12 protein-coding genes and 1 pseudogene are annotated in these 13355 nt (G+C 49.2%); 11 read left to right on the forward strand and 2 right to left on the reverse strand.

Going from position 1 to position 13355, the window contains the following annotated elements; genetic code table 11:
* Positions 1 to 22: 22 nt before the first annotated feature.
* Positions 23 to 451, reverse strand: a complete 429-nt coding sequence (locus tag I2G42_RS03610; protein WP_055265297.1) for a hypothetical protein — start codon at positions 449 to 451, stop codon at positions 23 to 25.
* A 180-nt stretch (positions 452 to 631) separates the two neighbouring features.
* On the opposite strand from I2G42_RS03610, the gene I2G42_RS03615 reads away from it, so the two are divergent.
* From I2G42_RS03615 to I2G42_RS03665, 11 genes and pseudogenes are all read left to right on the forward strand, one after another.
* Positions 632 to 2065: a glycoside hydrolase family 32 protein gene (locus I2G42_RS03615; protein WP_173829802.1), complete on the forward strand. Its 1434-nt coding sequence runs from the start codon at positions 632 to 634 to the stop codon at positions 2063 to 2065.
* A 4-nt stretch (positions 2066 to 2069) separates the two neighbouring features.
* Positions 2070 to 3488 (forward strand): GH32 C-terminal domain-containing protein, encoded by a 1419-nt coding sequence (locus I2G42_RS03620; RefSeq protein WP_173829803.1) that lies wholly within the window; start codon positions 2070 to 2072, stop codon positions 3486 to 3488.
* A 190-nt stretch (positions 3489 to 3678) separates the two neighbouring features.
* Positions 3679 to 4554, forward strand: a complete 876-nt coding sequence (locus I2G42_RS03625) for a methionyl aminopeptidase (protein WP_022461385.1) — start codon at positions 3679 to 3681, stop codon at positions 4552 to 4554.
* Between the two features lie 88 nt (positions 4555 to 4642).
* Positions 4643 to 5551, forward strand: coding sequence for a radical SAM protein (locus I2G42_RS03630; protein WP_243277133.1), 909 nt, complete (start codon positions 4643 to 4645; stop codon positions 5549 to 5551).
* A gap of 136 nt (positions 5552 to 5687) precedes the next feature.
* Positions 5688 to 6890 (forward strand): class I SAM-dependent rRNA methyltransferase, encoded by a 1203-nt coding sequence (locus I2G42_RS03635; protein ID WP_195530753.1) that lies wholly within the window; start codon positions 5688 to 5690, stop codon positions 6888 to 6890.
* Positions 6891 to 7005: 115 nt separating this feature from the next.
* Entirely contained in the window at positions 7006 to 7182 is a 177-nt protein-coding gene (locus I2G42_RS03640) for a DUF6472 family protein (protein ID WP_226906373.1), read from the forward strand.
* 74 nt (positions 7183 to 7256) lie between these two features.
* A complete protein-coding gene (locus I2G42_RS03645; protein WP_022461381.1) occupies positions 7257 to 7778 on the forward strand; it encodes a nitroreductase family protein in 522 nt (173 codons plus the stop codon).
* A 135-nt stretch (positions 7779 to 7913) separates the two neighbouring features.
* Complete coding sequence (locus I2G42_RS03650; protein ID WP_195530754.1) at positions 7914 to 8585, forward strand: response regulator transcription factor; 672 nt, start codon at positions 7914 to 7916, stop codon at positions 8583 to 8585.
* 24 nt (positions 8586 to 8609) lie between these two features.
* Entirely contained in the window at positions 8610 to 9629 is a 1020-nt protein-coding gene (locus I2G42_RS03655; protein WP_022461379.1) for a sensor histidine kinase, read from the forward strand.
* A gap of 146 nt (positions 9630 to 9775) precedes the next feature.
* Positions 9776 to 10542, forward strand: a pseudogene (locus I2G42_RS03660) (ABC transporter ATP-binding protein).
* Positions 10535 to 12535 carry an ABC transporter permease gene (locus I2G42_RS03665; protein ID WP_055265301.1) on the forward strand — a complete coding sequence of 667 codons (2001 nt, stop codon included), beginning with the start codon at positions 10535 to 10537 and terminating at the stop codon, positions 12533 to 12535. Before I2G42_RS03660 ends, I2G42_RS03665 begins: the two are co-directional and overlap by 8 nt.
* A 118-nt stretch (positions 12536 to 12653) precedes the next feature.
* Here the strand turns inward: I2G42_RS03665 and I2G42_RS16645 are convergent, their stop codons facing one another.
* Positions 12654 to 13193 (reverse strand): FKBP-type peptidyl-prolyl cis-trans isomerase, encoded by a 540-nt coding sequence (locus tag I2G42_RS16645; protein ID WP_055265303.1) that lies wholly within the window; start codon positions 13191 to 13193, stop codon positions 12654 to 12656.
* Between the last annotated feature and the right edge of the window lie 162 nt (positions 13194 to 13355).

Genomic DNA, 13355 nt, shown 5'->3' on the forward strand with positions numbered 1-13355 from the left:
GTAGTTTGGCTGAATATGATTTTCATAAGAAATCTTTTAATTTTTCCATGTTGTGTTCTTCAAATTTTCGCAGCTTATCCATCAGATCCCGGATTTTGGGATCCGCGTCCTCATACTGGCGGTACTTCTGGATTGCCTCGACGATGCCCATGCTGCTTCCGGTAATCAGCATGCTGGCAATGTGTGAGGCGGACGGATCCGTCATAGTCTGCAGGTTTATCATAAAATACGTGCGTGCTTTTTCCACTATACCAAGGCCTTTTTCATCGTAGCCGTGCTCATTCAGCAGCTCCTTTGCCGCCTGATGAAATTCTTCATAGCCCTGAAACTGGGTTTTCAGATGTTCTTTTAAGTCTTTGTCCTCAACGACTCCAATGAGCTGCCGGATCGTGTCGACACCCATCTGGGAGTTCTGGTAAATAAAGTTTAAAAGCTCTGCATCTCCACTCATCGTGCATCTTCCTTTCTTGCTTTCTTTGGTGGTTTCATGAAAAAGTATTGCCGGAAATCGGGGCAAATATACCTGATTTTAATTGTAATTTTACAGGGAAAAAAGTATAATAAAAGCATCGGAAAAAGAGTACGAAAAAGCGGGAAAAACCGCAGAAAAACAGAAAGGAGAAGAAAAAATATGCAGTTATTTTATACCCCGCAGCATGCTCGTGTCGGCGATGTGATTCCTTATTATGAAGATGGGAAATTCCACCTTTTTTATCTGAAAAACTGGAATCCATATTTCGGCAGCGACAGGAAAGACGGCTGGCATCTGCTAAACACAAAAGATATGGTGCATTACGGGCCGGAGACGGCGATTGGGATTCTGGGAGGAACGGGATCTGTCATCAAGGCAGATGGGATTTACCATTTATATTACTGCGTCTTTGAACAGAATCCGCAGCGGCAGTACGTCTGCCACGCGACGAGCCGTGATCTGGACAGTTGGACGAAACACGAAGAAGAAACATTCGGACCGGACGAAACGATCTATCTGCCGACCGACTGGCGCGATCCATACGTGTTCTGGAATGAGGAAGAAAACTGCTGGTGGATGCTGCTGTGCGCGCAGAGCCAGGGAAAAACAGGCCGCCGCGGCTGTGTAGGCTTATGTAAATCTGCCGATCTTCACCACTGGGAGTGCTGTGAGCCGCTGTATGCACCGCATGCGAGCATGGCTGCGTACGAGTGCCCGGACATGTTTTACGAAAACGGCTGGTGGTATCTGATCTTTTCACAGTTCACAGACCGTTTCCAGACCATTTACCGCATGAGCCGTTCCTGCCATGGACCGTGGAAACGCCCGAAAACAGATTCCTTTGACGGTCGTGCGTTCTACGCGGCAAAAAGCTGCGGGGATGGAAACCACCGGTATCTGTTCGGCTGGAATCCGACAAGGACACAGAATACCTGGAATTTCGACCCGGATCCGAACCACGAGGGATACGATTACAAAACATATGACTGGGGCGGTACGCTGATTCCGCATGAAATTTATGCACGGGAGGACGGCACACTGGCGGTAAGACCAAATCCGGCGCTGAAAGAGGTTCTGAGCATTCAAAATGACGTAAAGTGGGCACCGATGAACGGCGCGTGGGAGATTGGTGAAACATCTGCCGTTGTTGATACGCCGTATGCTTATGCGTCTGCACTCAGTGAAAACGACGTTCCGCATCAGGGCTGTCTGGCACTTGATTTCACGTTTTCTGAAGGAACGGAGCGCTTTGCCGTGGCACTGCAGGTGGATGAGGAGTTTGCGAGAGGCTACTATTTCTACTTAGATCCGAAGCGGCAGCGTCTGGAGTACAAGAGCGCAATCCGTATGCATGAGCAGGGCGGATGGACGTTCCAGTACGATGTCGAGCTGGAGCGGCCGCTGGAACTGATTCCGGGGAAAACGTATTCCATGGAAATTTATATCGATGAGTCTGTGATGGAAGTCTATGTGGGCGGAACAACGGCTCTCAGTGTGCGCGCGTATGACTTGCACGACCGGAAGTTTGGTCTTGCTGTATCTGACGGAAAGGTGCGCTTTGAAAATATTCAATTGATAACGATGGGAGGGTGAGCGGATGAGTCTTTATTTTCGACCGGAAAAGGCAGTGCTGGGTGATGTGATCCCCTATTACGACAATGGTGTTTTTAAACCGTTTTATCTTCGCAATTACCGTGCGAACCGGGATGAACAGCATCAGGACAGCTGGGTGATGCTGAGCACAACGGATCATATTCATTATACGGAGCATGATACAAAAATTGTGGGCGGCACGGGTTCTGTGATCAAAGTGGATGGCCTGTATCACATGTTTTACTGTACCTTTCAGAAGTTGCCAGAGAAGAACTACATGAATCACGCCGTCAGCACCGATCTGGATGTGTGGACGGAAATCCCGGAGGACCGCTTCGCATCGGATGATGTGATCTATGAGCCGATCCACTGGAGGGATCCGTTTGTTTTCTGGAGTGAGGAGGAAAACTGCTGGTGGATGATTTTTGCGGCGCAGAAAAAAGGAAAAACGACGAGGAGAGGCTGTGTGGGTCTGTGCAAATCGAAGGATCTGCATCACTGGGACTATTGCGAGCCGTTCTATGCTCCGATGAATGCACAGTGTGCGTTTGAGTGCCCTGACTTTTTCCGGATGGGAGACTGGTATTATCTCGTCTTTTCTTCGTATGCGGACCGCTATCAGACGATGTACCGGAAGAGCAGAAGTCCGTATGGACCGTGGCAGACGCCGGAAATTGATACGTTCGACACGCGTGCTTTTTATGCGGCAAAGACGGGAAGTGATGGCGTTCATCGATACGTTTACGGCTGGAATCCGACAAGAGAAGTCAACGAGCACAATTTTGATCCGCCGGGATATCCCGGAAAAGACTGCAATACATGGGACTGGGGCGGCAGTCTGGTGGTGCATGAGCTGTGGCAGGATGAGAATGGCGACCTTTTTGTGAAGCCGATTCCGCAGGTGCTGGAAGCCGTGGGACGGGAAGAACCGCTTCAGATGCAGGCGCTGACAGGAGAGTGGAAGCTGGAAAAGGATCAGGCAAAGGTTGATACACCGTACGATTTTAGTGCGCTGCTGCTGAATCCGGTGGGTGAAACGAGCCGCCTTTCCTTTGACGTCGAGGTAGCCGGGGATAACCCGAGCATTGGAATTGCGGTACATGTCGGGGAAACATTTACAGTCGGTTATTATCTTCTGATTGATTTTGGACGCCGCCGGATCGAGTTTAAATCCGGAGTCCGCATGACAGAACGGGGCGGACAGATGTTCCCATATGAGGTGGAACTGGAACGGCCGCTGCCGATGTCGACAGGAAAAAGTTTTCATGTCGATGTGATTGCAGACGGTACGATTCTGGAAGCTTATGTGGATGGCAAAATTGCGCTTGGAACACGGATGTATGATCAGACGGGCGGATGCTTCGGGCTGTATGCATCGGATGGGAAAGCGGTATTTCGGGATATAAAAGTTTTTCACGCATGATAACCTTACTGCACACGCCGTCCGCATGCGGAATCCGGCGGAGGGTCTCTTTTGAGAGAGTTATTCATTTGGTAACTTTTGCTTGCAGTTTTGCCGGAGTGTGGTAAAGTAGTAGAGGAGTTATATGAATTTCAGCGGGGGACAGAAAATCGGATCTGTCGTTCCGCGTTCAGAAAGAGGATAGAACATTATGCTGAAAAAAATTGGAAGAAATGATCCCTGCTGGTGCGGCAGCGGGAAGAAGTACAAAGACTGCCATCTGGCGCTGGATGAGAAAATCAATTCTTATAAATTAAAGGGATGGAAAATTCCGCCGAAGAAAATTATCAAAAGACCTGATCAGATCGATGGAATTCGTGAAAGCGGTCTTGTCAATATTGCAGTTCTGGATTATGTGGCCGAAAACATTCATGCAGGCATGAGTACGGAAGACATCGACCGTCTGGTCGCAGAAAAGACAAAAGAACTCGGCGGAATTGCAGCACCGCTGAATTATGAAGGATTTCCGAAGAGCGTGTGTACCTCCATCAACGATGCGGTATGCCATGGAATTCCGAATGAGGAGGAAATTCTGCAGGACGGAGACATCATCAACGTCGATGTTTCTACTATTTATAAGGGATATTTTTCCGACTCTTCCCGTATGTTCTGCATCGGTGAGGTAGACGATGTTTCAAAGAAGCTGGTGGAAGATACGTTAAAAGCCGTACAGCTTGGACTCTCAGAAGTACGTCCGTTTAACCGGCTTGGCAATGTCGGCGCGGTGATCAATGAATTTGCCCAGAGCCAGGGCTATAAAGTTGTCCGTGACATCGGCGGTCATGGCGTCGGTCTGGAGTTCCACGAGGATCCGTTCGTCAGCTATGTCACAAGACGAGATACCGGAATGCTGCTCGTACCGGGCATGGTATTCACCATTGAGCCTATGATCAATCTCGGAACCGATGAAATCTTCATCGACTCCGACAACGACTGGACCGTCTACACCGAAGACGGCGCACCGTCAGCCCAGTGGGAGGTTACGGTTGCGGTAACAGAAGATGGATATGAAATTCTGGCATATTAATTGACGCATAGAAATACGAAAGCTGTGTCTGTGGAAGAACTATTTTCCGGAGACACAGCTTTTTCTAAAGAGAAAAGGGAGAAACACGATGCTGGATTTGGAACAGGAGATGAGCCGGTGCCGGGTCTGTCCGCGGAAGTGCGGAGCGGACCGGGAGCATGGAAAGACGGGATATTGTAAGGCACCCTCCGGGGTTACGGCGGCGCGGGCGGCGCTGCATTTCTGGGAAGAGCCGTGTATATCCGGGACGACGGGGTCAGGGACGGTTTTCTTTTCCGGGTGCAATCTGCGGTGTGTCTACTGTCAGAACCATCATATTGCGGAGATGGAGAGCGGAAAAGTGATTTCGATCGGGCAGCTTTCGGATATTTTTCTGGAGCTGCAGGCGCAGAATGCGAATAACATCAATCTCGTGACGCCGAGCCACTACGTGCTGCAGATCCGGGAAGCACTTCTTCTGGAGAAAGAGAAGGGACTTACCGTACCGATTGTCTATAACTGCGGTGGGTATGAGAGCGTGGAAGCCCTGCAGGCTCTGGATGGGCTGATCGATATTTACCTGACGGATTTTAAATATATGGTTCCCTCTCTTGCAAAAGCGTACTCGCGGGCAGAAGATTACCCGGAAACAGCAAAACGGGCGCTGGCGGAAATGGTGCGTCAGACGGGCAGGGCTGTATTCGATGAGAATGGTCTGATGAAAAAAGGTGTGATTGTGCGCCATTTATTGCTGCCCGGTGCTGTAAAAAATGCAAAAGCTGTGGTAAAATACGTCTATGAGACGTACGGCGATACCGTCTGGCTGAGCCTCATGAGCCAGTACACGCCGCTTCCGCAGGTGGAAAACATAAGTCCGCTGAACCGGAAAACGACAAAGCGGGAGTATGAGCGTCTGCTGGACTATACGTTTTCCCTCGGCGTCACCAACGCCTTTTTACAGGAAGGTCCGGTGGCCGAGGAGAGCTTCATTCCGGAGTTTGACGGAAGAGGAATCTGACGTTATAGTTCACTCGTGCAAAAAGGAGCTGCGCAGCAGCAAAAAGCGCTGGAAGCGCGGTTTTGAGAATGCAAGCAAAACACATTTGTCTATGATTAGATATGGCTAACTATATTGTTTTAAGGAGGAAAAACTTTTGAGTAACGCAGTTGTAACACTGAAAAAAGGAGAGGGCCGCGCCCTAAAGCAGGGCGGAGCCTGGATTTTTGATAATGAGATCGCTTCGATTTTAGGAGCATATGAAAACGGAGACATCGTGCTGGTGCGCGACTTCGACGGATACCCGATGGGACGAGGTTTCATCAACGAGCATTCCAAAATCCGCATCCGTATGATGACAAGAAATATCGACCAGGAAATCGATGAAGCATTTTTGAGAAAAAGAGTGCAGGATGCCTGGGAATACCGCAAAAAAGTGACAGACACATCAAGCTGCCGCCTGATCTTTGGCGAGGCAGACTTCCTGCCGGGACTCGTAGTGGATAAATTCTCCGATGTGCTGGTCGTTCAGTCACTGGCACTCGGTATCGACAAAATGAAAATGACGATCATCCGCCTGTTGGAGGAGGTTCTGGCAGCTGACGGGGTTAAGATCCGCGGCGTGTTTGAGCGAAGTGATGCAAAAGTGCGTGAGCAGGAGGGCATGGAGCGTGTGAAAGGATTTCTCTCCGAGCCGTTTGACACCAGCGTTGAAATTATCGAGAATGGTGTCCACTATCTCGTCGATGTCAAGGACGGCCAGAAAACAGGATTTTTCCTCGACCAGAAGTACAACAGACTGGCTGTGCAGAAGCTCTGCAAAGACGCGAGAGTGCTCGACTGCTTTACCCATACCGGGTCGTTTGCACTGAATGCGGCATATGCAGGAGCAAAGGAAGTTATCGGCGTTGATGCATCAGAGCTCGGCGTAGAGCAGGCACGGAAAAACGCATCCTTAAATGGTCTGGAAAACGTAGCATCTTTCGTGTGCGAGGATGTCTTTGAACTGTTGCCGCGTCTTGAAAAAGAGGGAGAAAAATTCGACGTCGTTATCCTTGACCCGCCGGCCTTCACAAAATCAAGAAACTCCATCAAAAACGCAATCAAGGGATATCGTGAAATCAATCTGCGCGGCATGAAACTGGTCAAAGACGGCGGCTATCTGTGCACCTGTTCGTGTTCCCACTTTATGGACTACGAACTCTTCACGAAAACCATCAACCAGGCGGCTCACAACGTCCACAAACGTCTCCGTCAGGTAGAATACCGCACCCAGGCTCCGGATCACCCAATTCTGTGGGCGGCGGATGAGTCCTATTACCTGAAATTCTACATTTTCCAGGTTGTGGATGAAAAATAGAAATTCTTCCTCTGCCGGAAGCGCCGAAACGGAAAAGCGAAGTGTAAGAAATGGGAGGAATTGCCATATGATAGAACCAACACCCCATGCACAAAAGAAAAAGCACTCCCGCCAGATGGCCACAAGCTGTGAGTCGTGCGGCAATTTTGTGTATGATGAGGATTATGAGTGCTACACCTGCGAGGTGGATCTCGATGAGGATGAGATGGCACGTTTTCTGCAGGATAAATTTTACAACTGTCCGTACTACCAGCTCGGCGACGAGTATCGGATTGTGCGGAAACAGATGTAGGCAGGCAATGCGTCCGGTATACAAAGCTGCGGCGTTTGCGATAAAAACAAAAAAAGAACAGGAGGATTTTTACCATGAACAACGAAGTATTAAATGCAATCAAAACAAGAAGAAGCATCCGCAAATACAAAGCGGAGCAGATTACCGATGAGCAGCTCGATGCAATTCTGGAGGCCGGAACGTATGCGGCAACCGGCATGGGAAAACAGTCGCCGGTGATTGTTGTGGTACAGAAACCGGAGCTGATTGCAAAACTTTCGAAAATGAATGCGGCTGTTATGGGTACAACATCCGATCCGTTCTACGGCGCTCCAACCGTTCTGATCGTGCTTGCTGACCCGGAGCGCGGAACTTATGTGGAGGACGGCTCTCTTGTCATGGGAAATCTGATGCTGGCAGCACATGCCGTTGGTGTGGATTCCTGCTGGATCCATCGTGCAAAAGAAGAGTTCGCGAGCCCGGAGGGAAAAGCCCTCTTAAAAGAGTGGGGACTTTCCGAAAATTATGTTGGCATCGGACACTGCATCCTCGGCTATCGCGACTGTGAGTACCCGGAGGCAAAAGAAAGAAAAGCAGATTATATTGTAAGAGTATAATCATCTGCGAAAACGGCTCCGGGAGCGGCTGTGCGTTGAAAACACCCGCCCGGAGTCCATATTTTTAACCGAATCAAGCAAGTAGCGAAGCGGATTGCGAATATCCGCTTTGCTAGAGACAACAGAGGAACAGCCATGTATCGAATTATGATTGTAGAAGATGATGAAGTCATCGCCCGCGCCGTGCAGCAGAGCCTGGTTTCCTGGGGCATGGATGCGTTCTGCGTACAGGATTTTTCCGGCGTTCTCGCCGAATTTGCCGTGAAAAATTCGCAATTAGTGCTGATGGACATCCATCTTCCCTTTTTTAACGGATTTCACTGGTGCCAGGAGATTCGAAAAGTCTCTAAAGTGCCGGTAATTTTTCTTTCTTCTGCATCGGACAACATGAACATCATTATGGCCGTTAATATGGGCGGCGATGACTTTATCGCGAAGCCGTTTGATTTAAGTGTCCTGACCGCCAAAGTCCAGGCGATGCTCCGCCGCACCTACGAATTTGCCGGAGAAACGAATTTCCTCGAGCACCGCGGTGCCATGCTCGATACGGGAAGTGGTGTGCTGAATTACCGGGGAAAGCGGATTGAGCTGACAAAAAATGAGTGGCGCATTCTGCAGTCCCTTCTCGAAAATAAAGGAAAAGCCGTCAGCCGAGATATGCTGATGATGCATCTGTGGGAGTCGGACAGCTTTATAGATGACAACACGCTGACCGTCAACGTCACGCGCCTGCGGAAAAAACTGGAGGAGGCAGGACTTACAGACTTTATCCAGACGAAAAAGGGTGTCGGCTACCTGATCGCATGACGGAAGCAGAACAGGAGAAAAAGGATGGAACAACAGAAAGAGGGAATCCGGCAGGAGTTTATGCTTCTTAACTGGTATTTGAAAGAGCATCTTGCATCGGCCGTGCGGATTGCCGCTTTTATAGGAGTATTTTCACTCCTCTGTTTTCTGCGCAATGTGCCGCAGGATGTCACCGTTTATATGATCGTGCTGATGGCTGCTGTCGGAGCCGCAGGTTTTTGCTTTCATTATGGGAAGTACCGGAAACATCATCTGGTCTTAGCACTCCTTGCCGCCGAACCGCAGGGCAAAACAGAAGCGCTTCCGGAGGCGGACGGGCTTCTGGCGCGGGATTACCAGCAGATCATCGCATCCTACGAGCGGCAGTTTCAGGAAGAACAGATTAAGATGGAGCAGAAATACCGCGATATGATGGAGTATTACACGATGTGGACCCATCAGATCAAAACGCCGATTGCGGCGATGCGGCTGCTTCTGCAGGAGGAGGATACGCCGCTTTCGCGTGAAATGCAGAGCGAACTTTTCCAGACGGAGCAGTATGTGCAGATGGCGCTGCAGTACCTGCGCATGGAAAAAATGACATCGGATCTTGTCTTTGCAAGGTACGATTTGGATGCGTTGATCCGCCAGGCTGTGCGGAAATATGCCCCGCTTTTTATCCGCCGGAAGATTATCCTTTCCTACGAGCCGGTGCACTGCGAGGTGCTGACGGATGAAAAATGGCTCGTCTTTGTGCTGGAGCAGATTCTGTCAAATGCGCTGAAATACACGAAAAGTGGCAGCATTCACATCTATCTGTCACCGGATGCACCAAAAACGCTGGTGATTGAGGACACCGGCATCGGCATTGCGCCGGAGGATCTGCCGCGGATTTTCGAAAAAGGCTACACGGGCTGCAACGGCCGCGCAGACAAGCGGTCAACGGGCATCGGACTGTATCTGTGCCGCCAGATCATGGAGAAACTTTCGCATACCATCCGCATCGAGTCGGAGATGGGAGTGGGAACGAAGGTGTATCTTGGGCTGGATACCGTATCCCTGTAGTACATAGAGAGCTTCGCCGGGAATCTTACAGAAATGTAAGGTTGCCGGTCTTTTTGTAAGATGATCCTAAGGCAGAAGAGGGCGCGGACGGGTATAATAAGCCTTGTCAATTAAGAAAACAGTTCAGACAGAAAGGAAAATGTGACATGGCAATTCTGGAAGTAGAACATCTGAAAAAAACATATACCACGCGCCTTGGCAGCAACCGGGTGGAAGCGTTGAAAGACGTTAATTTTACAGTGGAACGGGGCGAATTTGTTGCAATCATGGGCGAATCGGGAAGCGGAAAAACGACGCTTCTGAACCTGCTCGCGGCACTCGACAAGCCAACCGGCGGACAGGTGCGGTTAAATGGAAAAATCTCGGCGAATTAAAAGAGAAGGAGATTGCCGGATTCCGCCGCGAAAACTTAGGTTTCGTGTTCCAGGACTTCAACCTGCTCGATACCTTTTCCCTGCGTGACAATATTTATCTGCCGCTCGTGCTGGAAGGAAAAAAATACGAGGAGATGAGTCTTCGGGCAGAGCCGATTGCGAAAAAACTCGGCATCACCCAGATCCTCAATAAATACCCATATGAGGTGTCCGGCGGACAGAAGCAGCGTGCAGCCGTTGCGCGTGCGCTGATTACCAATCCAGAGCTGGTTCTTGCGGATGAGCCTTCCGGCGCGCTCGATTCCCATGCAGCGGATGGCCTCATGAAACTGTTCGGGGAGATCAACGAGGAGGGCCAGACGATTGTTATGGTAACGCACAGTGTGAAGGCGGCCTGCTCGGCGAAGCGTGTGCTGTTCATCAAGGACGGCGAGGTCTTCCACCAGCTGTATCGCGGTTCTTTAGGGCGCGATGAGATGTATCAGAAGATCTCCGATACGCTGACAATTCTTGCGACGGGTGGTGAACGGGATGAATAATCTGCTGTATGCCAGACTGGCAAAAACAAATTTGAGCAAAAACCGTCAGAATATTCTTCCGTATCTGCTGTCATGCATCGGCACGGTGGTGATGTTTTTTATCATGGATACACTGGCGCAGGGAAGTGGCTTTGATTCCATGATCGGAAAAGATACGATCCTGACAGTGATGGGGATGGGAACCTATATCATTGGCCTGTTCGCGGTGATTTTTCTGATCTACAGCAACAGTTTTCTGGCAAAAAGAAGAAAAAAAGAGTTCGGTCTGTTCCAGATTCTCGGCATGGAGAAAAAGCATCTGGCGAAGATCCTCTTTTTTGAGAGTCTGTATCTGTGGGCGGCATCGCTTGGAATCGGTATTCTGCTCGGTGTGTTGCTGTACCGCCTGCTGTTTCTGGTGCTGATGAAGCTGACCGGACTGAACGGAACAATTGGTTTTGCGTTCAGTGCAAAAGCCGTGGGAAGTACGATGCTGCTGTTCGGCCTGACTTTTGTGATCAATTTTCTCTTAAGCCTTCGCCAGATCCACGTCTCACAGCCGGTCGAACTGCTGCACGGCGGCGCGCAGGGTGAGCGGGAACCGAAAACGAAGCTTTTGACGGCGGTTCTTGGATTCATGCTTCTTGGTGTTGGCTATTATCTGGCTCTGACCAGCCAATCCTCGATGGACGCACTTGATAAGTTTTTTAATGCAATCGCCTTGGTTATGGTGGGAACGTACTGCCTGTTTTCTGCTGGAAGTATTGCATTTTTGAAAATTCTGAAGAAAAACAAGAATTACTATTACCAGACACGCCATTTTACAAGCATTTCGGGCATGCTGTACCGCATGAAGCAAAATGCGGTCGGTCTTGCGAATATCTGTATTCTGTCAACGGGTGTGCTTCTGGTTATCTCCATCAGCACATGTTTGTGGACGGGGATTGAGGAGGTTACCTATACGCGGTTTCCACATCAGATTTCGATCGAAGCAAATACTGGCGTGAGCGGCATTATGAAGACGGTGGAGCCGGTCAGTCAGAAGATGATAGAGGAAGTGAAAACTGGGATTGATCAGCATCTGGAAGAAAAGCAGCTCAGAAAAAAGTATGAAAGTGATCAGAGATACTATGTGATGCTTGCTGATGTAGATAGAAACAAAGTAGAAAAAACACAGTCAGATGATGCTGCGGCGAGTACACTGATAAAGATTATGGAAGAGTCGGAGTACAATCAGGTAACCGGCGAACAGGTAGAGCTGGAACCAGGGCAGGCTCTGGTTTTTCAGGCAAAACAGAAAAATTATGGATATGACACGATTGAACTGGGAAATCAGACGTATGAAGTAAAAAAATGGAATACCGATAAGAAATCGTACATTCTGGATGAGAAGACGCAAGTGTATGAGACAATGACGGTGGTGACGCGGAACCATGAAGCAAAGGAAGCGTATGCAGCTGTGCAGGGAAAGGAGCCAGAAGGATACAGTTGGGAATATGCTCTGGATCTTATCGGGGATGCCGGCGAACAGATCACAGTTGGAGATGAGATTGAGACGATACTGACGGAGTCATCTTTTAACGGATGGGTGGAAGTGCGCGAAAAAGAGCGCAATACGGTTTACAGTCTGTATGGTTCACTTCTGTTTTTAGGTGTTTTCGTCGGTACGCTGTTTTTGATGGGTGCCGTTATGATTATCTATTACAAGCAGGTTTCAGAAGGCTTCGATGACCGAAAACGATTCCAGATTATGCAGAAGGTCGGCATGAGCCGCAAAGAAATCCGTCAGACGATTCAGTCACAGGTGGTAACGGTCTTTTTCCTGCCGCTCGCGGTGGCAGTGGTGCATACAATGGTAGCGTTTCCATTGACCAGGCGTATCATGGCAATGCTGAATTTCCCGGACAGCAATCTGTTCCTGGCTGCAACAGCGATTACGATTGCGGCGTTTGCCGTGGTTTACCTGATTGTCTATGTGCTGACGGCGCGGGCGTATTACAAAATTGTGGAATAAGAAGATGTACTTTTTTTAATACATCGAAGCGTCTTTGAAAAAAACTTAACAAAAAAATAATAAGAAAAAGACATCCGGCGCAGACGGAAAATCTGTGGAGGATGTCTTTTTTGTTGTTCTATTTATAAATGCCGTTGACGGTAACTTTGAAAAGAGCTTCCTTTCCGTTGAGTTCGTCTTTTCCATAGTCTTCCGGGAAAGTGACGGTTACATCTACGCTGTCGCCCGGGTGATGGCCGATGAGCTGTTCTTCAAAGTCATCGATGTAAGTGTGGGAGCCGATCACAAGATCAGCGCCGTTTCCTTTTGTGTTTCCACCTTCAAATTCCACGCCGTCAATGGAGCCGACATAGTCGATATTGACGGTATCACCGTCCTCAATGGTGAGGGAAGTGTCGGTCTGCAAAGAGGCAGAAGCCGAAGTGGAGGCTGATGAGGCGGATGCGGCCGATGAGGCTGTGGAGGTATCCTCCGAGGCACTTTTGACAGAGAGTCGTTTGGAATCGAGTACGCTGGCAATAATAAGGCCGACGATCACAACGATAATCAGAGCCGGTCCGGCCCAGCTCCAGATCTTTTTGTAATGCGCTACTTTCGCTTCGTGCTCCCGCTCTTTGGCACGCCGTTCCTTGGCAGCTTTTCTGTTTTCTTTGTTCATAAAAAGGATCTCCTTTGCACTTTTACGACTGCAATCGTATTTTATAATATCAAGTATATCATAAAAATATGGTAAAAGTGTGAAAAAAATAACACGATCCAACATTGTCAATGCTCAAAAATGACGATATAATGAGTGCAAGTGAGCCAACTGAAAATTTAT

The sequence above is a fragment of the Fusicatenibacter saccharivorans genome, assembly GCF_015557635.1.
Classification (GTDB): domain Bacteria; phylum Bacillota; class Clostridia; order Lachnospirales; family Lachnospiraceae; genus Fusicatenibacter; species Fusicatenibacter saccharivorans.

What these genes read in the sequence shown, in the direction of transcription:
- I2G42_RS03610 (WP_055265297.1), bottom strand. Translation starts at nt 451, where the DNA reads ATGAGTGGAGATGCAGAGCTTTTAAACTTTATTTACCAGAACTCCCAG.
- I2G42_RS03615 (WP_173829802.1), top strand. Translation starts at nt 632, where the DNA reads ATGCAGTTATTTTATACCCCGCAGCATGCTCGTGTCGGCGATGTGATT.
- I2G42_RS03620 (WP_173829803.1), top strand. Translation starts at nt 2,070, where the DNA reads ATGAGTCTTTATTTTCGACCGGAAAAGGCAGTGCTGGGTGATGTGATC.
- I2G42_RS03625 (WP_022461385.1), top strand. Translation starts at nt 3,679, where the DNA reads ATGCTGAAAAAAATTGGAAGAAATGATCCCTGCTGGTGCGGCAGCGGG.
- I2G42_RS03630 (WP_243277133.1), top strand. Translation starts at nt 4,643, where the DNA reads ATGCTGGATTTGGAACAGGAGATGAGCCGGTGCCGGGTCTGTCCGCGG.
- I2G42_RS03640 (WP_226906373.1), top strand. Translation starts at nt 7,006, where the DNA reads ATGGCCACAAGCTGTGAGTCGTGCGGCAATTTTGTGTATGATGAGGAT.
- I2G42_RS03645 (WP_022461381.1), top strand. Translation starts at nt 7,257, where the DNA reads ATGAACAACGAAGTATTAAATGCAATCAAAACAAGAAGAAGCATCCGC.
- I2G42_RS03650 (WP_195530754.1), top strand. Translation starts at nt 7,914, where the DNA reads ATGTATCGAATTATGATTGTAGAAGATGATGAAGTCATCGCCCGCGCC.
- I2G42_RS03655 (WP_022461379.1), top strand. Translation starts at nt 8,610, where the DNA reads ATGGAACAACAGAAAGAGGGAATCCGGCAGGAGTTTATGCTTCTTAAC.
- I2G42_RS03665 (WP_055265301.1), top strand. Translation starts at nt 10,535, where the DNA reads ATGAATAATCTGCTGTATGCCAGACTGGCAAAAACAAATTTGAGCAAA.
- I2G42_RS16645 (WP_055265303.1), bottom strand. Translation starts at nt 13,193, where the DNA reads ATGAACAAAGAAAACAGAAAAGCTGCCAAGGAACGGCGTGCCAAAGAG.